We start from the raw sequence: 26,544 nt of genomic DNA, 5'->3' as shown, positions 1-26,544 counted from the left end.
CCCGCCGGCGGGTGTCCGCGGGCGCAGGCGCGATCAGTCCTCGAAGTCGTCGGCTTCGGGCGTGAGGCGCTGCAGGCGGAAGGCCTGCAGGTATTCCATCCACTGTTCGCCAGGCAGTTCCGCCAGCGATTCCTGAACGAGTTCCATCTCCATGTCGAACTCGCGCGGCGACATGCCGCCGCGCATCAGCTGGAAACGGCAGTACATCAGGTAGGTATTGACGACGTCGGTCTCGCAGTAGGCGCGGATCTCGTCGAGCTGGCCAGCCTGGTAAGCATGCCAGACCTTGCTGCCATCCATCCCCATCTTGCCCGGGAAACCGCAGAGCTTGGCGAGGTCATCCAGCGGCGCGCTGGCGCGCGGCTGGTACATCGCCAGCAGGTCCATCAAGTCCAGGTGCCGCATGTGGTAGCGGCTGATGTAGTTGTTCCACTTGAAGTCACGGCTATCTTCGTCGCGGCCCTCGCCCATCTCCCAGTAGCGCGGCGCGGTGACGCCGTTGACCAGGCCGCGGTAATGCAGCACGGGGAGATCGAATCCGCCACCGTTCCATGAAACCAGTTGCGGGCTGTAGCGGGCGATCAGTTCGTAGAACTTCTGGATCAGCGTGGCTTCGTTGTCCTCGATGGTGCCGAGCGAGCCCACATGGAACACCGCCGAGCCATCGCGGTGCATGCGCCGCAGCACGCAGGAAATCGCGGCGACACGCTGAAGGTAGTGCGGCAGGAAATCGCTGCCGGTTTTCTCGCGGCGGGCGGCGAAGGCGTGTTCGGCGACTTCGCCGTCGCTCATCGCATCGGGGTGGTCATGCAAACGGCGCAGGCCGGCGACATCGGGAATGGTCTCGATGTCGAATACCAGCACAGGGGTCATAAAACGGCGTCCTTCCTGACACCTTGCGAAGCGAAATGCCGCTTGAGCTTGACCAGCGCCTCCTGCTGGATCTGGCGTACGCGCTCGCGCGTGAGGCCCATCTCCTCGGCGAGCTCTTCCAGCGTGGCGGGCTCGATATGGTTGAGGCCGAAGCGGCGCTCCACCACATAGCGATGCTTTTCCGACAGGCGTGCCAGCCAGAGCTTCATCAGCCCTTCCAGCTCGCGGTGCGCCACCTCCTGGTCGGGGGCGGCGTTGTGCTCGTCGGAGAGGAAATCCAGGAGGCTCGAGCCGGGATCGAGGTCGAACGGCGTATCGAGCGAGGTGGTATGTTCGTTGAGTGCCAGGACGTCCTGCACTTCGTCCGGCGTCTTGCCCAGCAGGTGGGCGATGTCTTCCAGGCTGGCATCGCGCCCGTCGGTGCCGCCCTTCTCCAGATGGCGCTTGGCGCGCAGCACCTGGTTCAGTTCACGGATCACGTGCACCGGCAGGCGAACGGTGCGGGCCTGGTTCATGATGGCGCGCTCGATGCTCTGGCGGATCCACCAGGTCGCATAGGTCGAGAAGCGGAACCCGCGCGACGGATCGAATTTCTCGATCGCGTGCATCAGGCCCAGGTTGCCTTCCTCGATCAGGTCGAGCAGCGGCACGCCGCGATTGAGGTAACCCTTGGCGATGCTGACCACCAGCCGCAGGTTGCGCTCGATCATGACCTGGCGCGCGGCAAAGTCGCCGTCCTTGGCCAGCGTGGAAAAATGCAGTTCCTCCGGCGCGGACAGCAGCGGCTTGATGCTGATGCGGTTCAGGTAATGCTGGACGGTGTCGGCGGCCAGCTCGGTATGCAGCACCGTGCGGAAGTCATCGTGCTCGGCCGCTGCGCCGTCGCTGCCGTTCTCGCCTTCGCTGTCTTCCTCGTCCTCGGACTCGTCATCGTCATCATCGCGCAGATGGCGGTCGTTGTCGTCGGCGAGCAGGTCCGCTTCGCGCAGGCCCACCGAAGTGGACGTGGCGATCGGCTCGTCGGTCGCGGGAATCAGGTCGGCAGCGAGATCGGGCTCGAACGCTTGCGCGTCGGCGTGCTCGTCGGGATGTGCCACACCAGCCTTCACTTCCGGCTGCTTGGGACGGCGAGCCCTGCTGACAGTTGTTCCGGAGGAGACGGTTTTCTGGCGTGGCATGAACCCTCACTGTGGCGGCAGGTACCGCATCGGATCAACCGGTTTTCCGTTCTTGCGAACTTCGAAGTGAAGCTTCACCCGGTCGGTATCACTGTTGCCCATCTCCGCAATCTTCTGGCCCTTGCGGACCGCGGATTGCTCTGCCACGAGCACCTTTTCGTTGTGCCCGTACGCAGTAAGAAATGTCTCGTTGTGTTTGATGATGACAAGATTCCCGTAGCCGCGCAAGGGGCCAACGTGAATCACTCGGCCATCGTCGGCGGCCAGCACCGCATCGCCCTTCTTGCCCGCAATATCGATGCCTTTATTGCCCTTGTCATCGAATTTACCGACCATCTGGCCGGTTGCCGGCCAGGCCAGCTTGATCGCGCCGTCAGCGGCCGGCGCGGCGGGGGTGGCGGCCGCTGCCGCGGGCGTTGCCGGCGCCGCCGCTGCGGCGGCAGGCGGTGCTGCGGGCGTGCCCACCGGGCGCGCCTGGTCGATCGGCTGGGACTGCACCGTGGCCGGGGCGATCGGCGTGGTGGAAACCCCGGGCGCAGCGTTGACGTCGGCACCCGGAGGCACGATGCGCAACAACTGGCCAACTTCGATCTGGTTCACATTGGACAGGTTGTTCCAGGTCGCGACGTCACGGTACGACTGGCCGTTTTCCAGGGCGATTCGATAAAGCGTATCGCCTCGCTTGACCCGATAGTATCCAGGCGGGGCCGGCTCCATCGACGCGGCGGCAGCGCCCGAGGTGGAGGTGCGGTCAACGACAGGGGCCGGCATCGGCGAATTAGCGCAGGCGGCCAGCAGGGCCGTCAGCGCGGAAGCCGTAAAAAGTTGACCGGCGCGTGCGAAATATTGCGATTTCACGATGTTGTGCATAGTTCGACTCAGATGGTGCCCGATTTTAAGGGCACAAAGAAAACGGCTTCAAGCGCGGTTCGGTGAAAGCGATGGCGGTTGCGCCGCTCGATCAGCAGCAGCTGCTGCGTCACCGTCTGGCCGGGCACGCCCGCCGGCGGCACCACGGCCACCGGGGCGATCAGCCGCCCGCCTACCTCCAGCTGTTCCAGCAGCGCCTGTGGCACCTCCATGCCGGCAGCGGCCAGGATGATGGCCGAGAACGGGGCCGCCTGCGGCAGCCCGAGCATGCCGTCGCCATAGTGCAGGCGCAGGTTGGGTACGCGCAGCGGGCGCAGGTTCGCCTTGGCCTGTTCGTGCAGCGGCCGGATGCGCTCGATCGAGAAGACTTCGCGCGCCACCTGGCTCAGCACCGCGGCCTGGTAGCCGCAGCCGGTGCCGATCTCCAGCACGCGCTCCAGCGGCGTGTCGGCGGCCAGGCCGTCGCGCAGCAGTTCGATCATGCGCGCCACCACCGACGGTTTGGAAATGGTCTGCTGGTGGCCGATCGGCAGCGCGGCGTCTTCATACGCCTGCGAGGCCAGCCCCGGCTCGACGAACAGGTGGCGCGGCACCGTGGCGATGGCCGACAGCACGCGCTCGTCGCGGATGCCGCCGGCGCGCAGCCGGCCCGCCAGCGCGGCACGCGCACGCGCGGAAGCCATGCCCCCGCCGCCGGCCGTAGCCGCCGAGGCGCGCTGCTCCACGGCGCTCGCGGGTGCGGGCGCCGGCGCAGGCGCGGCTGTACGCGGCAGCCTTGGCTTGGCGGGTTTCGGGGGCGGCGCGGCTGCCGTCCCCGTGCGCCGCGCGTCGACGGCAGGCATGCCGGCGGTGCGTGCCGGTGCGGGCTTGCGTTCGACGACCGCGTCCAGCGGCAGGGGGAACTTGTTGCGTCGGGGCGTGGAACTCATCGGGGGCGCGACACTGCGGAGCGGCTGCCTATTTCAGCCACTGGTCGAGCGCGTCGAGCTGCCCGCGGTGGGTCAGGTCGAGCTGCAACGGCGTCAGCGAGACATAGCCGGCGGCAGTGGCATGGAAGTCCGTGCCTTCGCTGGCATCGCGCGCATCGCCGGCCGGGCCGATCCAGTAGTTGGTGTCGCCGCGCGGATTCACCTGCGTGATCACCGGCTGGGAAGGATGGCGCTTGCCCAGGCGCGTGGCGCGATAGCCCTTGATATGTTCGAACGGCAGGCTCGGGATATTGACGTTGAGCAGGAAGGGCTCGGCGGGCGGCTGGCTGATGATGCGCTCGACCACGGTGCGCGCGATGCGCGCGGCTGCATCGAGATGCTCCCAGCCCTTGTCGACCTGCGAGAAGGCCACCGACGGGATGCCGAGCAGATAGCCTTCGATGGCGGCGGCGACGGTGCCGGAATACAGCACGTCCTCGCCCATGTTCTGTCCCTGGTTGATGCCGGACACCACCAGGTCGGGCTTCTCATCCAGCAGCCCGGTCAGCGCGATGTGCACGCAGTCGGTCGGCGTGCCGTTGACGAAGCGGAATCCCTTCTGCACGCCTTCGCGCGCTTCGTAGATCGACAGCGGGCGCTGCAGCGTCAGGGAGTTGGAAGCGCCGCTGTGGTTCTGCTCGGGCGCAATGACCGTAATCCGGCCCAGCGGGGCGAGCGCAGCATGCAGAACGGCCAATCCCGGCGCGAGATAACCGTCATCGTTGGCAAGGAGGATATGCATGGCGCGATTGTACCTGAGCGCGCGCCGCACAAGCGCCCCGTGCGCCGCGCCGGAATCCCGTCCGGGCGCACGCCGCGAGCCGGTATGCAGGGCGCAAATAACCGCCCCCGCGGGTTCGGCATGGAACAGAACGACCGTGCTATTTGTACGCTACACTTGCCCTGCCCGCCCGCTTAAGCTTGACTGGCGCGGAAGCCATACACATCGAAACGGAGACAAGATGAAAGCCGTACTGTGCAAAGCCTGGGGCCCCCCTGATTCCCTGACCGTGGAAACCCTGCCTGACCTGGTGCCGGGCGCTGGCGAAGTGGTCATCGACGTGAAGGCGGCCGCCGTCAACTTCCCGGATGTGCTCATCATCCAGAACAAATACCAGGCCAAGCCTGCGCTGCCGTTCAGCCCCGGCTCCGAGCTGGCCGGCGTGGTCAATGCTGTGGGCGAAGGCGTCACCCACGTCAAGCCGGGCGACAAGGTCATCGCCTACCTGGGCAATGGCGCATTTGCCACGCAGGCCAAGGCGCCCGCCGCCTCGGTGGTGCCGATGCCGCCGGGCATCGACTTCGAGACCGCCGCGGCCTTCACGCTGACCTACGGCACTTCGCACCATGCGGTGATCGACCGCGGCGAGCTGAAGGCGGGCCAGACCATGCTCGTGCTGGGTGCGGCCGGCGGCGTGGGCATCGCGGCGATCGAGATCGGCAAGGCCATCGGCGCGCGCGTGATCGCCGCCGCGTCTACCGACGAAAAGCTGGCGGTGTGCAAGGAGCACGGAGCCGATGCGCTGATCAACTACAGCACCGAAGACCTCCGCGAGCGCGTCAAGGCGCTGACCGACGGCAAGGGCCCGGATGTGGTCTACGATCCGGTGGGCGGCATCTATGCCGAGCCGGCGTTCCGCTCGATCGGCTGGCGCGGCCGCTACCTGGTGGTGGGTTTTGCCAATGGCGAGATCCCGAGGCTGCCGCTGAACCTGGCGCTGCTCAAGGGCGCATCGCTGGTGGGCGTGTTCTGGGGCGACTTCGTGCGCCGCGAGCCTAAGGCCAACCAGGCCAACATGGCGCAGATGCTGGGCTGGATGAAGGAAGGCAAGATCCGTCCGCATATCTCGGCGCGCTATCCGCTGGAACAGGCGCCGCAGGCGCTCAAGGACATGGAAGCGCGCAAGGTGACCGGCAAGATCGTGATCGTGCCCTAATCGTGCCCTCGGCGTGCGCTGAAGCACGCGCCAGGCGGCGGGCGCCCTGCCCGCCGCCGATTAGAGAAAGGCGCAGGACATGCGGCAACGCCCTGCGCCCGCTGCTGACGGTGTCGGTCTGTTTCGGGGCCACAGGACTGTGTGCCCGTCTCTCGCTTAAGGCAAAGGAAGCAAACCAGCGCGGACCCGGAGGTCAGAGCTTCTCCGTCTCCCCGCTCCTGGGCTGCCACTTCATCAGCCGCTTCTCGCCGATGCCGACCATCCAGTCCAGCATCAGCGCGAATGCCGTCAGCACCACGATGCCGGCAAACACCGTGTTGATGTCGAAGGTGCCCTCGGCCTGCAGGATCAGGTAGCCCACGCCGCGCGCCGAGCCCAGGTACTCGCCCACGACTGCACCGACGAAGGCCAGTCCCACCGAGGTATGCAGCGACGAAAACACCCAGCTGGTTGCACTCGGCAGGTACACATGGCGCAGCAGCTGATGCTGGTTTGCGCCCAGCATGCGCGCGTTGGCCAGCACCACCGGGCTCACTTCCTTCACGCCCTGGTAGACGTTGAAGAAGACGATAAAGAACACCAGCGTCACCGCCAGCGCCACCTTCGACCAGATCCCCAGGCCGAACCACACCGCGAAGATCGGCGCCAGGATCACGCGCGGCATCGAGTTCATCGCCTTGACGTAGGGATCCAGGATGGCCGAGGTCATCGGGCTCAGCGCCAGCCACAGGCCTACGCCGAGACCCGCCAGCGTGCCGATGCCGAAGGCCAGCACGGTCTCGAGCAGCGTCACGCCCAGGTGCAGGTAGATATCGCGCTCGATGAAAAACCAGTTCCAGATCCGCTGCGCGACCATCAGCGGTTCGCCAAAGAAGAAGGCGACCTGCTGCGAACGCGTGGCGATGTGCCAGATGCCCAGGATCACCACCAGCACCAGCAGCTGCCAGACGCGCAGCATGCCCTTGGAGTCGTTGCGGAATGCCATCAGGGTTCGGTTGTCGTTCGGTTGTCGTTGTGATGACGTAGCAATGGCAGGCTCAGGCCACCTTGAGCTGCTGCGCATAGCCCTTGAGCACTTCCTCGCGCAGCACGTCCCAGATCGCGGCATGCAGTTCGACAAAGCGCGGATGATTGCGGATCTCGGCCACGTCGCGCGGGCGCGGCAGGTCGATGGCGAACTCGCCGATCGGATGCGTGGCCGGGCCTGCCGACAGCACCACCACGCGGTCGCTCATGGCGATGGCCTCGTCGAGGTCGTGGGTGATGAACAGCACCGCCTTGCGCTTCGCGGCCCACAGGTCCAGCACCTCGTTCTCCATCAGTTGTCGCGTCTGGATATCGAGCGCCGAGAACGGCTCGTCCATCAGGATGATGTCCGGGTCCAGCACCAGCGTCTGCGCCAGCGCCACGCGCTTGCGCATGCCGCCGGAGAGCTGGTGCGGATAGCGGTCGCCGAAGCCGCCCAGGCCCACGCGGCGCAGCCAGTCCTCGCCCTGCCGCACGGCCTCGGCGCGCGCCACGCCGCGGAATTCGAGCCCGGCGACGACGTTGTCGAGCGCGCTGCGCCACGGCATCAGCGCCTCGGTCTGGAACATGTAGCCGGCGCGCCGGTTGATGCCGCGCAGCGGCTCGCCGAACACGCGTACCTCGCCGCTGGAAGGCTCCAGCAGGCCCGCCCCGACGTTCAGCAACGTCGACTTGCCGCAGCCGGTCGGGCCGACCACCGAGACGAACTCGCCCGGCTGGATCGACAGCGTGACGTCCTTGACCGCGGTATAGCGCTGACTGCGGTCATCGCGCGAGACAAAGGTGCAGGTGACCTTGTCGAGGGAAAGTGCGGGAATGCTCATGGTGCACCGTGTCGTTCGCCATTCGTGCCGCTGGCGAGTGATGAGGGAATGCCTGCCGCTGCCGCAAAGCAAAGGCCCGCTGCGGGCAGCGGGCCGGTGGCGTGCGCGACGCGGTCTTACTTGTACTTGGCGTTGGCCTTCTGCACGAAGGCGTTGGTATAGGTCTCTTCCAGCTTGATCGGCTTGCCCTTCAGTTCGGCGTCGAACTGCTGCAGCGTGTTCAGCGCGGTGCGCGGACCATCGGCCGGCATGGTGCCGTCCGGCGAGATCGCTTCCTTGACCTTGTCCCACGCGGCCAGGTACAGCGCGCGGTCGCCAAGCAGGTAGCTTTCCGGCACGGTCTTGACGATGTCGGACGGGCCGGCCTTCTGCAGCCACTTCAGCGCGCGCACCATGGCATTGGTCAGCGCCTGGGTGGTGTTGGGGTTCTGCTGGATAAAGGCCTGCGATGCATACAGGCAGCCCGACGGCATGTTGCCGCCAAACACCGCCTGCGTGTCCTTGAGCGTGCGCGTGTCCGAGGCGATGCGCACCTCGTTCTTCTGCATCAGCATCGAGATCACCGGGTCGAGGTTGGCCATCGCATCGATCTGGCCCGAACGCATCGCCGCCACCGCGCCGGCGCTGGCGCCCACGCCGATGAACGACACGTCCGACGGCTTCAGGCCATGCTTGGCCAGCACAAAGTTGGCCATCATGTTGGTCGACGACCCCGGCGCGGTCACGCCGATCTTCTTGCCCTTCAGGTCGGCGATCGACTTGAAGTTAGGCATGGTCTTGTTCGACACCACCAGCACGATCTGCGGCGCACGGCCCTGCAGCACGAATTCCTGGTAGCGCTGGCCCTTCGCCTGCAGGTTGATGGTGTGCTCGTAGGCGCCCGAAACCACGTCGGCGCTGCCGCCCACCACGGCCTGCAGCGCCTTGGCGCCGCCGGCGAAGTCGACGATCTCGACGTCCAGGCCTTCGTCCTTGAAATAGCCCTGGCGCTCGGCGATGGTCAGCGGCAGGTAGTAGAACAGGTTCTTGCCGCCGACCGCGATGGTGACCTTGGTTTTCTCCGGCTTGCCCTGCGCCTGCGCATGACCGAAGGTGAACCAGCCGGCCAGGAACAGCGCCAGCGCGATCAGGAACTGCTTCCAGAATTTCTTGTTATACATGCTTGTCTCCTACCCGTTTCCTGTCCGTTTGTTGTCCATTTGGATTCGGACGGCGATGCGCGAAAGCACGGCGTGCCGCCGTGCGGCAAGTTGCGATGCTACCGGGTGGATGGAGGGTCCGCATCGGTATCTATACCTAGGCGGGCTCCTGGTGTGCTCCCCTCTCCCGCATGCGGGAGAGGGGAGACAACATCCGCGCTTCAATGCTTACTCAGCGTGAATATCCGCAGACTTGATCACCTTGCCCCAGCGCGCCAGTTCGGCCTTCTGGTACTGCGCCAGTTGCTGTGGGTTCATGTACTTCGCCTCGGCACCCAGTTCCTCCGCCTTCTTGCGGAAGGCTTCGGTGCGCATGATCTTCTCGATCTCGCCGGTCAGCTTGTCGACCACGGCCTTGGGCGTGCCGGCCGGCGCATACATCGCGAACCACGACGACACGTCGAGGTCGGGATAGCCCCCCTCGGGCGCCGACGGCACGTCCTTCAGGCTGGGCAGGCGCGTCTTGCTGGTCACCACCAGCGGGCGCAGCTTGCCGGCGGCGATATGCCCCATCAGCGGCGGCGGCGTGGTCATGGTCAGGTCGACCGTGCCGCCCAGCAGGTCGGTGATGGCCGGCCCGGTGCCCTTGTAAGGAACGTGCGCGATCTTGGTGCCGGCCATCTGGTTCAGCAGCTCGGTCGAGACGTGCTGCAGCGAACCGTTGCCCGACGACGCGTAGTTGAGCTTGTCCGGGTTGGCCTTGGCGTATGCGACCAGTTCCTTCAGCGACTTGACTGGCAGGTTCTGGCGCACCACCAGCACCTGCGGCGCCGACAGGATATTGGCCACCGGCGCGAAGTCCTTGACCGGATCCCACGACAGGTTCTTCATCAGCAGCGGCGTGATCACGTGGAAGCCCGAGTACTGCAGCATCAGCGTGTAGCCGTCCGGCTTGGCGCGCGCCACCAGCTGCGCGGCAATTCCGCCATTGCCGCCGGGCTTGTTGTCGACCACCACCGGCTGGCCAAGCGCCTTGGACAGCGGCTCGGAAATCATCCGTGCCGCGATGTCGGTGGTGCCGCCTGCCGCGGCGGATACCACCAGCGTGACCGGGCGGCCGGGATAGGCGTCCTGCGCCAGCGCGGCAGGCGCCAGCCACGCGGTACCGAGCGCGGCCAGCGTGGCAGCGACGGCCTTGCGCCGGGCGATAAGGGTGGACGTGGCCGGCTTGGCAGCGTTGCGTTGAAGGGCTTGCTTCATGAGGGTCTCCATTTGTATTGCTGTCTTGTTGTTGTCGGGGTGCGGCGCTAGGCCTGCACCGCGAAATGCTCCGCCATCCATCCCGGCGGCTGGTGCGTGCGCAGGCGCGGGCCGGCGCTGAGCAACTGGCTGTGGATGTCGCGCCCGACCAGCGCCGGCAGGCCGGCCACCGCGCCGAGCAGCGCGCCGAGGCTGACCCCGGTCTGCACGCCCATGCAGTCGAACATGTGGACCAGGTCCTCGGTGCTGACATTGCCGCTGGCCCCGGGTGCATAGGGGCAGCCGCCGAGGCCGCCGGCGGCCGCGTCGAAGCGGGTTACGCCGGTCTCCCATGCCGCCAGCGCGTTGGCCAGGCCCATGCCGCGCGTGTTGTGCAGGTGGATGGTCAGGCCGGTGCCGGGCAGCGCCGCCTGGAAGCGCTCGCACAGCGCGGCCACTTGCGTGGGATAGGCCATGCCGGTGGTGTCGCACAGCGTAATGCCCGCCGCGCCGGCTTCGGCGAAGCGCGTGGCCAGCGCCATCACCGCGCCGGCCTCGACCTCGCCCTCGAAGGGGCAGCCGAACACCGTCGACAGCGAGATATTGACCGGCACGCCGGCGGCGCTGGCGGCTTCGATCATCGCCAGCAACTGCGCCTGCGACTGCTCGCGCGTCATGCGCAGGTTGGCGCGGTTATGCGTCTCGCTGGCCGACATCACCAGGTTGACCTCGTCCGGCCGGCACGACAGCGCGCGTTCCAGCCCGCGCAGGTTGGGCACCAGCACGGTGTAGCGCACGCCGGGGAAGCGCTGGATCTGGTGCATCACCGCTTCGGCATCGGCGAGCGCGGGGATGGCGCGTGCCGACGTGAACGAGGTGGCTTCGATGCGGGCGAAGCCGCAGGCCGACAGCGCATCGACAAAGGCGACCTTGCCGTCGGTGGGCACCACCACCGGCTCGATCTGCAGGCCGTCGCGCGGCGCGACTTCATTGATTTCGACGCGGGCCGGGCCGCGCAGCTGGGCGGCGGCGCTCATGCGATCACCTTGCGCGCGCGCAGGTCGGCGATGGCGGCATCGTCGAAGCCCGCCTGCTTCAGCACTGCATCGGTATGCTCGCCCAACGTGGGCGCGCGGTCATGGATGCCGCCCGGGCTGGCCGACAGCTTGGGCACCACGCCCGGCACTTCCACGGTCAGGCCGCCGGCCGAGGTCACCGACTCGATCACGCCGCGGGCGCGGTAGTGCGGGTCTTCGGCAATATCCTTGACGGTATAGATGCGGCCCGACGGCACCTGCGCCTCGCGCAGCACCGCCAGCACCGATTCCACCGTCTGCGTGCGGGTCCAGTCGGCGATGGCGGCATCGATCTCGTCGACACGTTTCACGCGGCCGTCGTTCTGGGCCAGCGCCGGGTCATCGGCCAGGTCGGGCCGGCCGATGGCCAGCATCATGCGCTTGAAGATGGCATCGCCGTTGGCCGCCACCAGCACGTATTCGCCGCTGCTGCAGGGATAGGCGTTGGACGGGGCGATGCCCGGCAGCGCGCCGCCGGCGGGCTGGCGCACCGCGCCAAAGGCGGAGTATTCCGGCAGCAGGCTTTCACTCAGGTTGAACAGCGATTCATACAGCGCCACGTCGATCACCTGGCCCTCGCCGCCGCGCGCATCGCGCTGGTACAGCGCCAGCAGCACGCCCATGGCGCCGTGCAGCCCGGCGATGGTGTCGCCCAGCGACAATCCGGCGCGCACCGGCGCGCGGCCCGGCTCGCCGGTCAGGTGACGCAGTCCCGCCATGGCCTCGGCCACCGCGGCAAAGCCCGGCTCGTCTTTCTTGGGGCCGGTCTGGCCGTAGCCCGACACGCGCAGCATGATCAGGCGCGGGTTGTCGGCATGCAGCACGTCCCAGCCCAGGCCCCACTTTTCCATGGTGCCGGGGCGGAAGTTCTCGATCAGCACATCGGCCTCGGCGGCCAGCTTTCGCACCAGCGCCTGCCCTTCCGGCTGGCGCAGGTCGATGCAGATCGATTCCTTGTTGCGCGACTGCGCTTCCCACCACACCGACGTGCCCTCATGCAGCATGCGCCATTTGCGCAGCGGGTCGCCCTGCCCGGGCGGCTCTACCTTGATGATGTGGGCGCCGAAATCGGCCAGGGTTTTCGCGGCAAAGGGGCCGGCGATAAGTTGTCCGAGTTCGAGGACGCGGATGCCCTCGAGGATCTGTTGCGCCATGGCGTGTCTCCGTGCAATGCGGGGGATTCGTTGCGCCGCGGAAATTCGATCTGGTGATCGATACCGCCGCGTCTGTCATTGGCACGGAGTGTGCCCCAGCGAGGGGCGAGCCAGGAATCGGCAATCGGAGAAGCGGGCTTTCTCGGAACGCGAAAGGCTCCGGGGGGCACCTGGCGCCCCAGGACGTCAGAACGGCGCCTTGTCCCCGCAAAGATGGGTGATCAGCAGACGCGCCGACACCGTCAGGCCTGCAGGATCGCGCAGGCCGATCAGCAGCGAGCGGCGCGCCCACGCATCCTGCAGCGACACCAGCGACAAACCCATCGACTTGACGTGCGGCTCGGCCGCGATGCGCGGCAGCACGCCCACGCCGAGGCCGGCCATCACCATGCGGCACATGGCGTCGAAGCTGCGCACCTGGATGCGCAGCCGGAAGGGCCGGTCGAGCCGGCTGCTTTCTTCGAGCAGACGCGCCGCCAGCGAAGTTTCCTGCGGCAGGCTGACGAAGTCGAATTCGAGCGTATCGGCATACCGCACCGGGCCGCGTGCAGCCAACGGATGGTTGGGCGGCGTGATGATGACCAGTTCGTCCTGGCGGTACTCGACCGTCATCAGCCCCGCCGCTGGCGTGCGGTCGGCAAAGATGCCGACGTCGGCGCGGTTCTCCACCAGCGCGGCGACGATGTCGCGGCTGTTCTGTTCTTCCAGCTCGATGCGGATGGTGGGATGGCGCTGCATGAACGACGCCAGGTCGTCGGGCAGGAACTGCGTGATCGCCGACGTGTTGGCGCAGACGCGCACCTGCCCGCGCACGCCGGACGCATAGTCGGACATCACGCCAGCCATGCGCTCCACGTCCTGCAGGATGGTCAGCGCGTGGTGGAAGCAGGCCTGCCCGGCCTCGGTCAGCTGCACGCCGGCGGCATGGCGGAAAAACAGCGGCGCGCCCACCGCGGTCTCAAGGTCCGAGATGCGCTTGCTGGCGGCCGCCACCGCCAGGTGCGACTGGCGCGCGCCGGCCGAGATGCTGCCTTGGCGCGCCACGGCAACGAACAAGCCAAGCGTGACGAGATCGAAGCGGGCCAGGTTCATGGGACAGGCGGACGCGAAAAAGTCCGGCGCGGGCATGCCGCCCAGCGCCGCAGGGATCAGAGGTTGCGGCGGTCCATCACCGCGCGCGCGATGGTGCCGGCGTCGACGTATTCCAGCTCGCCGCCGACCGGCACTCCGCGCGCCAGCCGCGACACCTTGAGGCCGCGCGCCTTCAGCATTTCGCCGATGTAGTGCGCGGTGGCCTCGCCTTCACTGGTGAAGTTGGTGGCGACGATGACTTCGCCGACCGGCCCGCCCAGCTCCGGCTCGGTGGCGCGCGCCAGCAGCCGGTCCAGGTGGATCTCGCGCGGGCCGATGCCGTCCAGCGGCGACAGCCGGCCCATCAGCACGAAGTACTTGCCGCGGTAAGTGAGGGTCTGCTCGATCATGACCTGGTCGGCCGGCGTTTCCACCACGCACAGCAGCGCGGCGTCGCGGCGGTCATCCAGGCAGGTCTCGCAGATTTCCTGCTCGGTGAAGGTGTTGCAGCGCTGGCAGTGGCGGATATGGTCCGCCGCGCCGCGCAGCGCGTCGCCCAGCTTGCGCGCGCCCTCGCGGTCGTGCTGCAGCAGGTGGTACGCCATGCGCTGGGCCGACTTCGGCCCGACGCCCGGCAGCACCCGCAGCGCCTCGACCAGCGCCTGCAGCGAAGTCGGCGCGGAACCCTTCCCCCCCGCTTTCACGCTTGCCTTCAGAACGGCAGCTTGAAGCCCGGGGGCAGCGGCAGGCCGGAGGTCATCGAGCCCATCTTTTCCTGCGTGGTGGCCTCGGCCTTGCGCACGGCGTCGTTGAAGGCGGCGGCGACCAGGTCTTCCAGCAGGTCCTTGTCCTCGCCCTCGGCCAGCAGGCTGGGGTCGATGGTGACGCGCTTGACGTCGTTCTTGCAGGTCATGACCACCTTGACGAGACCGGCGCCGGACTGGCCCTCGACCTCGATCTGGGCCAGTTGCTCCTGCATCTTCTTCATGTTTTCCTGCATCTGCTGGGCTTGCTTCATCAGCCCGGCGAGTTGACCTTTCATCATGATGGAACGCTCCTGGATTCGGTAAAAAAATTCGGTGGTGGAAATTCGTGGCGGATGGCGCGGACTGGGGCTGTCAGGCCGCGCGCGGCTGGATCGAGCCCGGCACGATCTGGCCGCCAAAGTCGCGCAGCAGCCCTTGCACAAACGGATCGGCCTCGATCGCGGCCTCGGCTTCGCGCTGGCGCTCGGCACGGGCCTGGGCATCGGCCGCCGCGGCGGTGACCGCGACCGCGCCGACTTCGCACAGCACGCGCACGGGCTGGCCGAAGTGGTCGCACAGAACTTGCTGCAGGCGTTCGGCGACGCCGTTCTCGCCGAGGGCGGCCACCGGGATGCGCAGGTTGAAGGTCTTGCCGACCACCTGCGTCAGTTCGCTCTGGTACGCCAGCTGTTGCGCCAGGCCCTTGAGCGGCAGGCCGGCAGCCAGCACCGGCCAGTCGCCGGCGAAGACCGGCGGCGAGCCGTCTTCGGCCGGCGCGGGCGGGCGCGGGGCGACGTACTTGGCACCCTCGGCCGGTGCCGCGGGCGCAGCGGCCTCACGCACAGGTTCGGCTTCGCGTACGGGCGCGCTGGTGGCGCCGCTGCGTGGATTGACGCGGGCCGGCCGCTCGCTGAAACCGTTGTCGCTGAAGCCGTTGTCTCGCTCGTCCGCACGGAAACCGGGGTCGCTGTCATAGGGGCCGATCACCGGCAAGTCCGGCGGCAGGTCTTCCCATGGCGGCACATCGCTGCCGCCGGACATCTCCCACGGCGGCACCGATTCGGGTTCGGGCTGGCGAGCGGCCGGACCTGGCCTGGCGGGCGCGGCCGATGGCTGCGGCACAGCGCGCTGTGCCGGTGCCTGCGGTGCCGGCCGCGCAGGCGCCGCGGCGGGACGGCTGACGGCAGATGCACCGGGCGCGCGCAAGGGCTGTGCCGGCGGACGCTGCGCGGGAGCCGCTGCGGCGGCGGGCGCGGCAGGCGGCGGGGCATTGCGCGCGCCACCGCGCGCGGATGCGGCACGGGCGGCCGCCAGCGCGGCACGGGCCGGCGACATGGCAGCATCCGGCGCTGGGCGCGCGGGTGCGGCGGGCGCAGCCGGTGCGGTGGTTGCAACGGGCTCGGCCACCGGTTCGGATACGGGCGCCGGCGCCGCCGGCTTTGCCGCCACGGGCATCGGCGCCGCTACAGCGGAAGGTGCAGCGGAAGGTGCAGCCGGTGCTGCCGCCACGGCGGCATGCCGGGGCGTGGCCGGATCGGCCGCCAGCGCCGCACTGCGCGGCCGCGACGGCGCGGCGCCGCCGCCCTGCCCTTGCGCCACGGTCGGGGGCGTCGGCTCCGGCGACGCCGAGGGCCGGAACGCCAGCATGCGCAGCAGCGTCATGGTGAAGCCGGCGTACTCGTCCGGCGCCAGCGCCAGCTCATTGCGGCCGAGGTTGGCAATCTGGTAGAAGAGCTGCACCTCCTGCGCGTCGAACACGCCGGCGAGGCGGCGCACATCGTCCGCCTCCGGCCATTCCTCCTGCACCGAAGCCGGCACGGCCTGCGCCAGCGCCACCTTGTGCAGCAGCGAAGCCAGGTCCTGCAGCGCGCCGGCAAACGACAGGCTGCGGTCGGCCATGGCATCGGCGATGCCCAGCATGGCGGCACCATCTTCGGCGGCGAGCGCATCGAGCAGCTGCACCAGGAAACCCTGGTCGATCGCGCCCAGCATGCCGCGCACTGCTTCCTCGGAGACCTGTCCCGCGCTGTAGGCGATGGCCTGGTCGGTCAGCGACAGCGCATCTCGCATCGAGCCGTGCGCGGCCTGCGCCAGCAGCCGCAGCGCGTTGCCGTCATGGGCAATGCCTTCCTGCGCCAGGATATGGTCCAGGTGCGAGACGATATGCCCTGGCGGCATCTGCTTGAGGTTGAACTGCAGGCAGCGCGACAGCACCGTGACCGGGATCTTCTGCGGATCGGTGGTGGCGAGGATGAACTTGACGTGCCCGGGCGGCTCTTCCAGCGTCTTCAGCATGGCGTTGAAGGCGTGGTTGGTGAGCATGTGCACTTCGTCGATCATGTAGACCTTGAAGCGCCCGGTGCCCGGCGCGTAGACCGCCTTGTCGAGCAGCTGCGCCATCTCGTCGACGCCGCGGTTGGAGGCGGCGTCCATCTCGATGTAGTCGACGAAGCGGCCGCTGTCGATCTCGGTGCAGGCCTTGCACACCCCGCATGGCTGGGCGGTGATGCCGCCGTTACCGTCAGCGCCGGTGCAATTCAGGGCCTTGGCCAGGATCCGCGAGAGCGTGGTCTTGCCGACCCCGCGCGTGCCGGTGAACAGGTAGGCGTGGTGCAGCCGCTGCTGTTCCAGCGCGTGCGTGAGCGCGCGGACCACGTGCTCCTGGCCGACCAGCGTGGTGAAATCCCTGGGGCGCCATTTGCGCGCTAGAACTTGATAACTCATGGCGGCGATTGTAGCAAATGGCGACCGCCCGCAACCCGCGGCGGGGCCGGAGTTTGCGGCCTGGAGCGCAGGCCTGCCAGCGGCGCCGCGCCGCTGGCGGGTTTCAGGCGCGGGACGGCCTCAGCCGCATTCGCCCACGTAGCCGCAATTGGCGCATTTCGCACAGCCGTCGACCTTGTGCAGGGCGTGCGCGCCACACTCCGGGCAAGGCTTGCCGGTGCCCACGCCGGGAGTGGCCACGCCGGCGCCGGCCTGGACCGCGATCCCGGCCTCCGCGGCCGCCGCCCCGCCCGCCTCGCGCTGCGCCAGGCGGGCTGCCAGCGCCGCCACCGGCACCTGCCCGCCTTCCGCATCAAGGAAGCCGCGCTTGATCAGGATGCGCTGCAGCGCATAGCCGAGCGCCGCCACCTCCGAGTCATGGAAACGCGGCACCTCGGTGCCGTCCTGCCGCACCAGCGAGCCATAGCGCACGGTGCCCTTGTCCCACACCACGTTGCGCATGTCGGCCAGCGCCTTGGCGACCGAGCCGCCCGAGCGCGCCACCATCGACAGCAGCCGCATGGTCGAGGTGATCCACTGCTGGCCCTCGCTGCGCTGCCCCGCCGGCATGAAGAACTCCACCGGCCGCTCGATGGCCACGGGCCTGCCGTCGGCGACGCCCGCCACGCGCATGAAATTGACGGTCAGGTAGACGGTCTTGTGGCCTTCGTAGGTCAGGTATTCGACCTTGGAGGTCACGCCCTCCAGGTCGCCGACCGGCCGGCTGTTGAACGGGCGCACCAGCGGGTTGTCGTCGGCCACCGCAGCAGGCGCTGCCGCCGGGGCGTCGACCGACAGCACCGCGCCAAGCACCGGATTGGGGCGATAGGTCGCCAGCCCCTTCAGCCCCGCCTGCCAGGCCTCCAGGTACAGGTGGCGGAAGGCCTCGTACGGATAGTCCTCCGGCACGTTGACGGTCTTGCTGATGCTGGTGTCGATATACGGCTGCACCGCTTCCAGCATGCGCATATGGTCCAGCGCCGACATCTGCAGCGCCGTGACAAAGCTGTCCGGCAGCTGCGCCATGTCGGCGCCCATGTGACGGTAGAGGCGCCAGGCGTGGTCCGCCACCTCGAACGAGCGGTAGCTGTTGTCCGGCATCCGCTTGCGGCGGTTGTAGGTCCAGGAGAAGGCCGGCTCGATGCCGTTGGAGGCATTGTCGGCAAAGGCAAGCGTGATCGTGCCGGTCGGCGCGATCGACAGCAGGTGCGAATTGCGCAGGCCGTTGCGCGCAATGGCATCGCGCACGGCCTGCGGCAGCCGGCTGGCGAAGCCGCTCTGCAGGTAGGCGTCGACATCCAGCAGCGGGAAGGCGCCCTTCAGCGCCGCCAGTTCGGTCGAGGCCAGGTAGGCCTCGTCGCGCATGCGCTCGGCAATGCGCGCCGCCAGTTGCCGCGCCGGCTCGGTGTCGTAGCGCAGGCCCAGCATCACCAGCGCGCTGCCCAGCCCCAGGAAACCCAGGCCGACGCGGCGCTTGGCGTGGGCCTCGGCCTGCTGCTCGGGCAACGGCCAGAAGGTCACGTCGAGCACGTTGTCGAGCATGCGCGTGGCCACGCGCACCACTTCGGCAAAGGCATCGAAGTCGAATTCAGCCTGCGGCGAGAACGGCTGGCGCACGAAACGCGTCAGGTTGATAGAACCCAGGCAGCAGCAGCCATACGGCGGCAGCGGCTGCTCGGCGCAGGGATTGGTGGCCTCGATGCGCTCGCAGTAATAGAGATTGTTGTCGGCATTGATGCGCGACAGGAACAGGATGCCAGGCTCGGCGTGGTCGTAGGTGGCCTGCATCACCTGATCCCACAGCTGCCGTGCCGGCAGGCGGCGGTACACCCACTGGTCGTCGTCGCGGCGATAGGCGCCGGCGGCGATCATGTCGGCGCCGGGCTCGGCTTCATGGATCAGCTCGACCTCGCCGTCGGCCTGCACCGCGCGCATGAATTCGTCGGTGACGCCGATCGAGATATTGAAGTTGGTGAGGTCGCCCTTGTCCTTGGCGTGGATGAAGCTCTCGATATCGGGATGGTCGCAGCGCAGCACGCCCATCTGCGCGCCGCGGCGCGCGCCGGCGGATTCCACCGTCGCGCACGAGGCATCGAATACCTTCATGAACGACACCGGCCCCGACGCGCGCGAATGCGTCGCACGCACCAGCGCGCCCGCCGGCCGGATCGCCGAGAAGTCATAGCCGACGCCGCCGCCGCGGCGCATGGTTTCGGCCGCCTGCGCCACCGCGGTGTAGATGCTGGGCCGGCCGTCGCGCGCTTCCGACACCGAGTCGCCCACCGGTTGCACAAAGCAGTTGATCAGCGTGGCCTGGATACCGGTGCCGGCGGCGGAATTGATGCGCCCGGCGGGCACGAAGCCGTTTTCCTGCGCCCACAGGAAGCGCGCGCTCCAGGCCTCGCGCTGGTCCTCCGGCTCGGCCTGGGCCAGCGCCAGCGCCACACGCTGCCTGACGTCGGCAATGCTGCCTTCTTCGCCTTTGGCGTATTTTTCGATCAGGACTTCGGTGGAGATTTCCTGCGGCGCCATGGCACCGTGAATGATCTGGTCGTTTGCGTTCATGTCTGGGCTCACCACGCTCCGAGGTTGGGTGAATCGGTGGATCCGGGACGCGCATCGCCGGCGCGCCGCGCCGCTGCAATGCGGCGGCCTGTCATGGTCGGGCCAGCGCGGCCTGCACTGCCTGCGCCAGATCAAGCCGGCGCCTTGCCGCATGCAATGACCCATGGCGGACAAGGCAATTCGACGCGATGCCTCGGACTAGGTTACAATGCCGCTCGGACGGGCCTCCTCGCATGGTGGCGCGGTCAACCTGGTCAGGTCGGGAACGAAGCAGCCACAGCCGTTTTCCACCAGTGCCGAGGGTCAGGCTCGTCCACCTCCCCGCTATCCCTCCTGCTTCACCCTTCCACCGCTTCACCCCACGCTTACGCGAACAGCTTTCCGCATCGTTTCCGCATCGACATGCGCACGCCGCCTGCAGCGCCGTCCCTGTCACTTTAGTACAGCATGCCATCTGGCGCGCGCCGGACCCGGCGCACCCACGGCCCATTCTGCGCCGATTTGCGGAAGCTGTCCGGCGCGATCGCCACTCAGAATAGCGAACCCTGCTGCGTCAGCATCGGCGGCGCCAGCCGCTCGGCGGGAATCCACTGGCCGTCGGCAGTGGCCACGCCGGCCTCGATGCGCTTGCCCGGGAACAGCGGCGCGACCGCCGCCACGTAGCGCCCCAGCTGCGCGCGATAGGCGGCGTGCTCCTGCGGCAGCAGCCTCAGCTTGTAGTCGACGATGACGACGCGGTCGTCGAACTCGACCAGCCGGTCGATGCGCAGCAGCCGGCCGCGCGCGTCATACAGCTCGACTTCATTGCGCGCGCTGCCGGCCTCGTCCGACGACAGCAGTGGCGCCAGCGCCGGCGCGCCCAGCATCGCGCGCACCGCCGCGAGCGCTTCATCTACCTGCTCGCGCCACGCTTGCCGTGCCTCGACGGTATGCGCGCCGGTGAGCGGGAACCAGCGCAGCACCGTGTCGATGTCCGGAATGCCGGCAAAGGCTTCCGGATAGCGCGTCAGCCGCTCCAGCAGGGCGTGCACCAGTTCGCCGTGGCGGGCTGCCGCGGCGTTGAAGACGATGCCGTCGTCTGCCGACGGACCCTCCTCGGCCCGCGCGTCGTCCTCGAACGATGGCAGCGCCCCGGCGTCGCGGTAGCGCAGGCGGAAGTCGGTGAAGCGCACCGGCTCGCTCAGGCGTGCCAGTACTGGCGCCTCGCTGTCGCCCGCTTGTTCCGGTTGCCCTGGGTACGCGGGCAACATCTCGCCCACGCCCGCGCCCTGCAGCCACACGTACCAGCTGCCGGCGATTTCCGCGTTGTTCTCGCCGGCGGCGGCGCGACTGGCGCGGCCCTTCACGCCGCTGACCAGCAGGCCCTGCTGCGCCCGCGTCATGGCGACGTAGAGCAGGTTCCAATTCTCCCGCTCGCCCAGCGCAGCCTCGGCCTCGAACATCGGCGCGCGCGCCAGTCCGCGTTCGCTGCGCTTGCCATACGCCGAGAAATGCCGCGGCACCGGCGACGACGGCGGCCAGTCGACCAGGATCCCGCCCTTGTCCGCGGCGGGATCGCTGTGGTTGGCATCGAGAAGCACCACGAACGGCGCCTCCAGGCCCTTGGCCGCATGCACGGTCAGGATGTGAACTGCGTCGAGGCCGGCAAAGGCGGCATCGTCCTCCGCCGGTTCGACGTCTTCGGCGTTGTCGCCCATGCCGCCTTCGTCGGGGCTCTCGCCCTCGTCGCCACGGCGGATCTCCTGCAGCTCGTCGATGAACTTGGGCAGGCTCGGGTAACGGCCGCCGTCCAGATCCAGCGACAGCTTCAGGAAGGCATCAAGATTGGCCAGCACCTGCTCGCGGATATCCGGCGGCGCGGCTTCGGCATAACGGCGCCGGACTTCGCCGCCGTGGAAGATCTGGTCGATCAGGTCGTGCACCGGCTGGTGCGGCGCGACGCGCAGCCACTGGCGCAGCCGCGGCACGCCTTCGCGCAATGCGTCCGAGACGTGCCCGGGCAGGCCGCTGGCTTCGATGCGCGCCCACCAGCCGCCCTCGCCTTCCAGCTGCGCCAGGGCCAGCAGGTCATCGTCGGTCGCGCCGACCAGCGGGCTCTTGAGCACATGGGCGAGATCGAGATCGGACTCCGGTGTCATCAGGAAGGCCAGCAAGGCCGACAGGTCCAGCGCTTCCAGCGTGGCCAGCAGGCCGCCGCGGCGCGGGCTCAGGCATGGGATGCCTCCCTCGCGCAGCGCGCGCTCGTAGTCGGCGAGATGGGTCTTGCGGCGCACCAGCAGGTGCATGTCGCTCCAGCGGGCGGGGCGCGTGGCGCCGTTCTCGTGGACCGGCACGGTGTCGCGCACATGGCGCAGCCACGCGGCCACACGCCGGCCTTCCTCCAGGCGCAGCGAATCGCCGGCCTGCCGGCGCGGCTGCAGCAGCGTGTCGCGGTGCATGGCGCCGTCGCCGGCCTGCGCTTCCGTCTCGCTCGCTTCGCTGTCGCCCGCCTTGCCTTCGGCTTTCTCTTCGGCCTCTACCAGCGGCAGCAGCCACACCGGACCGCCGCCTTCGGCCAGCGCCGAGGTCTGCGTCTCGTACAGCGGGTAGCGCCCTTCCGCGCGCGCCGCGTCGAACACGGCATTGACCCACTCCAGCACCTCGGCGCGATTGCGCCGGGTGCGGTTGGTGCGCAGCACCGTCGCCCCGAACGCGTCGCGCAGCATCTCGCCGGCAGCGCCGAACAGGCGCGCGTCGGCGCGGCGGAAGCGGTAGATCGACTGCTTGGGATCGCCCACAAGGAACACCGTCGGGCGCTCGCCCAGGCCTGCGTAGCCAGCCAGCCAGCCCTGCAGGATGCGCCACTGCAGCGGGTTGGTGTCCTGGAATTCGTCGAGCAGCAGGTGGCGGTAGCGCGCATCGAGCCGCACCTGCAGGTAGGTCGCGGTCTCTTCGTCGGACATCAGCTGCGCGGCCTGCCATTCGAGGTCGGCGAAGTCCATCGCGCGCTGTTCCTGCTTGTGCTGCTGGTAGCGCGTCAGCAACGCGTCGCCGATGCAGAACAGCGCCTGGTTGATGGCGAGCACCGCGGCCTCGCAGCAGCGGGCGCTGATCTCGTCGAGCATCGCGCAGATGGAAGCATGCTGGTCGAGCAGCGTATCGACCATGCCCTCGCCTCCCGCGGCCTTGACGAGGGCGTTGGTCCGGCGCAGCGAGCGCGGCTCGCCCGTGGTGGTGAAGAACGCCGCGCGCAATTGTGCGAACACGCGTTCGGCGGCCTTGCCCGGCGCCGCGCCGGCTTCGCGCCAGGCAGTAATGGCCATCAGCGCGTCGGTGATGCGCGTGGCATGGGTCTGCTCGGTCTTGCCGCCGCCGCCCAGGCGCAGTGCCAGCGTCTCGCAGGCATCGCGCCAGCCTTCGTCGGCCAGCGCCTGCAGCAGCACGTCGCCCTGGGCGTCTTCACCAAGGCAGTCGGACAGCGCCTGCAGCGGGCTGCCGCCCTCCTGCATCGCCCACCATTCGCTGCGGGCGTGGAACATGGCGTCGAGCAGCGCGCGCGCCTGGAAGTCCCCCACGGTGTCGACCAGCGTTTCCCATGCGGCGCGCAGGTCTTCGTATTGCGGCGTGGCCAGCGCGCGCCAGACCGGCGCCCACGCTTCACGCTTCATGCGCAACGCATCTTCGCGCAGCGACGCGCCGGGCACGATGCCCGACGCCAGCGGCGCGCCGCGCAGCAGCGTGCCGAACCAGCCGTGGAAGGTATCGATGGCCATGCGCCCGGGCGCGGCCAGCACCTGCGCGTGCAAGCGGCGCGCGCGCGGCAGCGCCTCACGGGCGGCCTCCGGGCTCAGGCCGCGCTGCACCAGCGCGGCGATGACGTCGTCGTCGGGATCGCGCGACAGTTGCGCCAGCACTTCCAGCAGGCGGTCGCGCATTTCTTCGGCAGCCTTGCGCGTGAAGGTGATCGCGAGGATCTCGTGCGGCGCGGCGCCGGCCAGCAGCAGGCGCACCAGGCGCGCCACCAGCAGCCAGGTCTTGCCGCTGCCGGCGCAGGCCTCGACCACGACGGAGCGCGCAGGATCGCAGGCCGCGCGGGTGAACTCGGCCTCCGACACGGGATGGCCGTCGCGCTGGTAAGGCTGGACCTGGGTATTGAGCGGATCGTGGACCATCATGTTTTCAGCACCGGCACGGCGGTGGATTCCCAGAAGCCCTTGCGGCACAGGCCGCGGGCGGTGCAATACACGCAGGCCGAGGCATCGCCAAATGCTGGAAGCTTAGCCCCCTGCCGCAGCCGCATCACGTCATGGCGCATCTGCCGTTCGAGCCAGGTGACGGCGGCCTGGAAGTCGGGCAGCCCGACCTCGCGTTGCGCTGCCGCCGAGGTGTCGCGCGCGCTTTCCTTCGCGCCTTCAAGCGACACCCAGCTGCCGTCCACCGCATCGGCGCGCAACAGCCCGTAGAACGGCAGCTGGCAGTCTTCCTCGACCTCGGCCAGCTTGCGCTTGAGCCGCGTGGCACTCTGCGTCTTGTAGTCGAGCACCGCATGCGCGCCGTCCGGCCCCTGGTCGAGCCGGTCGATGCGTCCGGTCAGCCGCAAGGGCTGGCCGTCGGGCATGGGCAGGTCGATGCCGGCATCGAGCTCGCCGCCGCGCCAGAACCAGCCCTCGGCCTCGCGCGCCGACTGCCAGGCGACATACGACGACAGCACCTCGCACCAGCGCCGGTAATAGGCAATGGCATTGCCGTCCTCGGCCATCAGCGCGCCGAACACATCGTCCGAAATCTCGCGCAGCCGCGCCAGGCGCTGGTCTTGCGGCAGCGTTTCGCCGCGCTCGCGGCGCGCGTGCAGGTCCTTGTGGTAGCGCAGCAGCACGCGGTGCAGGTGCTCGCCGATCTCGCGCTTTTCCAGTTCGTCGCTGACGGTCTCGAGCCCGGCGAGGCCGAGCATGCGGCCGGCGAAGAACTGGTACGGGCAGCGGCGCAGCATGTTGTAGGCCTGCGCGCTCCAGCGCTGCGGCACCAGCTCCGGCAACGCGGACGGCGCGGGCATGCCTTGCGGTTCGGCGAAGGTTTCATGGGCCTGCGGCACGGCGTTGCCGTCGATGACGACGCCGCTGCGTGCGCAGCATGCCGCCAGCCGCTCGATCCAGCCCGACACGTGATGCGGTTCGCCGCGGCCGCCGAAGCGCTGCCAGGTCATCACCACGTCGGCGTTGTTCAGCAGCACCTCCGCCAGGTCGCGCGCCTGCTGGGCGAAGCGCGCCTCGCGGTCTTCGAGGTCCAGCTCGCGGCGCATCTGGTTGGAGAAGAACATCAGCTCGGCCGCGCTCGACGGCAATTGCGCATCGTCGCAACCTACGATCACCACGCCCTCGAAACGGCGCATGCGCGCGCCGTTCAGCGGCAGGATGGTGATGCGCGCCGGGCCGCTTGCCGAAGGCTCCTTGTATGCGACCGATTCGAGCAGCGCCGACAACATGGCGCGGAACTCGCCCTGCGACAGCGTGGCGTGGCCGCCGGTTTCATCGTGCGGCAGCTCCTGCAGCCGGGCCAGTGCGTCGAGCAGCTGGCTGCCGGCATCGTCGGCGGCCAGCGCGGCGCGCATGCCAAGGCCGTCGAGCATGCCGTCGAGCCGCTCCAGCCACGTTGCCAGCGGATGCTGCGCAAGGCCGCGCGGCCAGCGTGCCGCCTCGTCGGCCAACACGGCGACCAATGCACGTGCGGCGCGACGCGGCGCCTGGGCTGCCTCGTCCGCCTGTTCGTCCGCCTGTTCGTCCTCGTAGCTGCCAGGCTCGGGCGCGCTGGTCGGTACGCTGCCGAACAATTGCCGAAGGCGCGGCCAGCCGCCGGTGATGCCCTCGCGCCGCACCTGGCGCTCCAGCAGCGCGATGGCCGCGCCGCGCTCGGCGAAATCGGGCAGGCAGAACGGGCTTTTCAACAGGTCGAGCAGCGCCGCGGTATCGCCGTCGCGCACCAGCAGGTCGAACCAGCGCATCAGCGCGGCGGCCGCGCGTGTGGTCGACAGCTTCCAGCCGGTCTCGTCGCGCACCGGTGCGCCGGCACGCGCCAGCAGCGCCCGCGCGCGCCGCGCCACCACGCGGTCATGGGCCACCAGCGCAACCTGGCGGCGGCCTTCGTTGAGCCATTGCACCAGCTGCGCCGCTGCGGCCGCGGCTTCGTCCTCGAAGCGCGCGCTGCCGATCACGCGGATGGCCGGGCGTTGTTCGGGCAGTGCCGGCATGGCGGGCGGCGCAGTGACGTCTCCATCTTCGGCAATCCGTGCTTCGGGCCACAGCGACAGCAGCGTCTGGTACCAGTCGGCGGCGTCCGCATCGGAGTCCACATCTCCCTGCCCCGCCCAGTCGTACCCGACCTGCAGTACCGGCACCAGTTCGGCGGCATCGCGCAGGAACGCGGCTTCGAGCGGCGTAGGGGGCGTCGGCGCGATCCACACCACCGGGCCGCGCAGCTGCTGCGACAGTTCGCGCAGCGCGCGGCGCCGCGCCGGCAGCGGATCGTCGGGCCCCGACAGCGCCTGCCAGAACGCCAGCACGATGCGCGCCTCTTCGCCGAGGAAGCGTTCGGACAGGTGCGAGTAGGTGCGTTCCAGCGCGCCCTGCAGCAACGCGGCGCGGTCGTCGCCGTCAATGTCGTCGTCATCGCGGATGGCGGCGTCCTCGAGCCAGCGCGCATTCAGCTCGTCGCAAATCGCAAGCAGCGTTTGCGACAGGCCCCACGCCGCGGTCTCGTTCTGCGCGCCGAAGGCGCGGCGCAGCCATTCTTGCCCGCGCACGGCCTGTTGCACCGCCAACAGCCGCGCCGCATGGCTGCGTAACGGCGTGCCGTCGGGCGGCAGGTCCAGCAGCCAGTGGCCCAGCGTCAGCACGCGCGGCAACAGGCGCGGCCGTCCGGCCGCACGCGCGGCGGCATCGAGCGCCTCGCGCACGCCAGGAATCTGCGCGGCGGTCGGCACCACTACGTGTGCGCCGGCTTCGGGCGCGCCGCAGCGGTCCAGGAAAAACCAGGCAGCAGTGGCCGCCTGCTCGAGGAAATCAGGGCCAGGGCGAAAACTCAGCGACGTCATGGGCTCTTGAGCCGCAGCGCGGCGTGGCTGCGGTAACTGCATCGGTCGG

General features: G+C 68.8%; 19 protein-coding genes and 1 other RNA gene. 2 read left to right on the top strand and 18 right to left on the bottom strand.

From position 1 onward, the window contains the following. Positions 1–33: 33 nt before the first annotated feature. The 5 genes from ACAD63_RS06905 to surE are packed head-to-tail and all read right to left on the bottom strand — an operon-like array spanning position 34 to position 4,631. Positions 34–873 (bottom strand): 3'-5' exonuclease, encoded by an 840-nt coding sequence (locus ACAD63_RS06905; protein ID WP_434033633.1) that lies wholly within the window; start codon positions 871–873, stop codon positions 34–36. Further along, positions 870–2,051, bottom strand: a complete 1,182-nt coding sequence (rpoS, locus tag ACAD63_RS06900) for an RNA polymerase sigma factor RpoS (RefSeq protein WP_133096538.1) — start codon at positions 2,049–2,051, stop codon at positions 870–872. The genes ACAD63_RS06905 and rpoS overlap by 4 nt, the downstream gene beginning before the upstream one ends. 6 nt (positions 2,052–2,057) lie before the next feature. Further along, positions 2,058–2,921: a peptidoglycan DD-metalloendopeptidase family protein gene (locus ACAD63_RS06895; protein WP_135705510.1), complete on the bottom strand. Its 864-nt coding sequence runs from the start codon at positions 2,919–2,921 to the stop codon at positions 2,058–2,060. 8 nt (positions 2,922–2,929) lie between these two features. Further along, positions 2,930–3,850, bottom strand: a complete 921-nt coding sequence (locus tag ACAD63_RS06890) for a protein-L-isoaspartate(D-aspartate) O-methyltransferase (protein ID WP_133096540.1) — start codon at positions 3,848–3,850, stop codon at positions 2,930–2,932. A 28-nt stretch (positions 3,851–3,878) separates the two neighbouring features. Continuing rightward, entirely contained in the window at positions 3,879–4,631 is a 753-nt protein-coding gene (gene surE / locus ACAD63_RS06885) for a 5'/3'-nucleotidase SurE (protein ID WP_133096541.1), read from the bottom strand. Positions 4,632–4,851: 220 nt separating this feature from the next. On the opposite strand from surE, the gene ACAD63_RS06880 reads away from it, so the two are divergent. Continuing rightward, positions 4,852–5,826: an NADPH:quinone oxidoreductase family protein gene (locus tag ACAD63_RS06880; RefSeq protein WP_063238131.1), complete on the top strand. Its 975-nt coding sequence runs from the start codon at positions 4,852–4,854 to the stop codon at positions 5,824–5,826. A gap of 193 nt (positions 5,827–6,019) precedes the next feature. Here ACAD63_RS06880 and ACAD63_RS06875 read toward each other — a convergent pair whose 3' ends face one another. The 11 genes from ACAD63_RS06875 to ACAD63_RS06825 all read right to left on the bottom strand — a co-directional run bounded on the left by ACAD63_RS06875 (position 6,020) and on the right by ACAD63_RS06825 (position 19,429). Beyond that, positions 6,020–6,811, bottom strand: coding sequence for an ABC transporter permease (locus ACAD63_RS06875; protein ID WP_133096542.1), 792 nt, complete (start codon positions 6,809–6,811; stop codon positions 6,020–6,022). A 52-nt stretch (positions 6,812–6,863) separates the two neighbouring features. After that, positions 6,864–7,676, bottom strand: coding sequence for an ABC transporter ATP-binding protein (locus ACAD63_RS06870; protein WP_135705511.1), 813 nt, complete (start codon positions 7,674–7,676; stop codon positions 6,864–6,866). A gap of 116 nt (positions 7,677–7,792) precedes the next feature. After that, positions 7,793–8,836, bottom strand: a complete 1,044-nt coding sequence (locus ACAD63_RS06865) for an ABC transporter substrate-binding protein (RefSeq protein ID WP_135705512.1) — start codon at positions 8,834–8,836, stop codon at positions 7,793–7,795. 207 nt (positions 8,837–9,043) lie between these two features. After that, positions 9,044–10,075, bottom strand: coding sequence for a Bug family tripartite tricarboxylate transporter substrate binding protein (locus ACAD63_RS06860; protein ID WP_434033632.1), 1,032 nt, complete (start codon positions 10,073–10,075; stop codon positions 9,044–9,046). Between the two features lie 47 nt (positions 10,076–10,122). Beyond that, complete coding sequence (locus ACAD63_RS06855; protein ID WP_135705514.1) at positions 10,123–11,091, bottom strand: hydroxymethylglutaryl-CoA lyase; 969 nt, start codon at positions 11,089–11,091, stop codon at positions 10,123–10,125. Continuing rightward, a complete protein-coding gene (locus tag ACAD63_RS06850) occupies positions 11,088–12,284 on the bottom strand; it encodes a CaiB/BaiF CoA transferase family protein (protein ID WP_135705515.1) in 1,197 nt (398 codons plus the stop codon). The genes ACAD63_RS06855 and ACAD63_RS06850 overlap by 4 nt, the downstream gene beginning before the upstream one ends. 186 nt (positions 12,285–12,470) lie before the next feature. Next, positions 12,471–13,376: a LysR substrate-binding domain-containing protein gene (locus ACAD63_RS06845; RefSeq protein WP_063238140.1), complete on the bottom strand. Its 906-nt coding sequence runs from the start codon at positions 13,374–13,376 to the stop codon at positions 12,471–12,473. 56 nt (positions 13,377–13,432) lie between these two features. Then, positions 13,433–14,059 (bottom strand): recombination mediator RecR, encoded by a 627-nt coding sequence (recR, locus tag ACAD63_RS06840; protein ID WP_133096548.1) that lies wholly within the window; start codon positions 14,057–14,059, stop codon positions 13,433–13,435. Positions 14,060–14,067: 8 nt separating this feature from the next. Next, entirely contained in the window at positions 14,068–14,400 is a 333-nt protein-coding gene (locus tag ACAD63_RS06835) for a YbaB/EbfC family nucleoid-associated protein (RefSeq protein ID WP_012353187.1), read from the bottom strand. 73 nt (positions 14,401–14,473) lie between these two features. Then, entirely contained in the window at positions 14,474–16,825 is a 2,352-nt protein-coding gene (locus ACAD63_RS06830) for a DNA polymerase III subunit gamma/tau (RefSeq protein WP_434033631.1), read from the bottom strand. 120 nt (positions 16,826–16,945) lie between these two features. After that, positions 16,946–19,429, bottom strand: a complete 2,484-nt coding sequence (locus ACAD63_RS06825; protein WP_195431964.1) for an adenosylcobalamin-dependent ribonucleoside-diphosphate reductase — start codon at positions 19,427–19,429, stop codon at positions 16,946–16,948. Between the two features lie 218 nt (positions 19,430–19,647). On the opposite strand from ACAD63_RS06825, the gene ffs reads away from it, so the two are divergent. Continuing rightward, an RNA gene (gene ffs, locus ACAD63_RS06820) (signal recognition particle sRNA small type) lies at positions 19,648–19,746 on the top strand. Positions 19,747–19,959: 213 nt separating this feature from the next. Here the strand turns inward: ffs and ACAD63_RS06815 are convergent. Both ACAD63_RS06815 and ACAD63_RS06810 read right to left on the bottom strand, forming a co-directional pair. Beyond that, positions 19,960–23,583 (bottom strand): UvrD-helicase domain-containing protein, encoded by a 3,624-nt coding sequence (locus tag ACAD63_RS06815; protein WP_240745884.1) that lies wholly within the window; start codon positions 23,581–23,583, stop codon positions 19,960–19,962. Next, a complete protein-coding gene (locus ACAD63_RS06810; RefSeq protein WP_135705518.1) occupies positions 23,580–26,495 on the bottom strand; it encodes a PD-(D/E)XK nuclease family protein in 2,916 nt (971 codons plus the stop codon). Before ACAD63_RS06810 ends, ACAD63_RS06815 begins: the two co-directional genes overlap by 4 nt. Positions 26,496–26,544 lie beyond the last annotated feature (49 nt).

The organism is Cupriavidus sp. a3 (genome assembly GCF_051015765.1).
GTDB lineage: Bacteria > Pseudomonadota > Gammaproteobacteria > Burkholderiales > Burkholderiaceae > Cupriavidus > Cupriavidus oxalaticus_A.
This window is presented reverse-complemented; position numbering and strand designations above follow the sequence as displayed.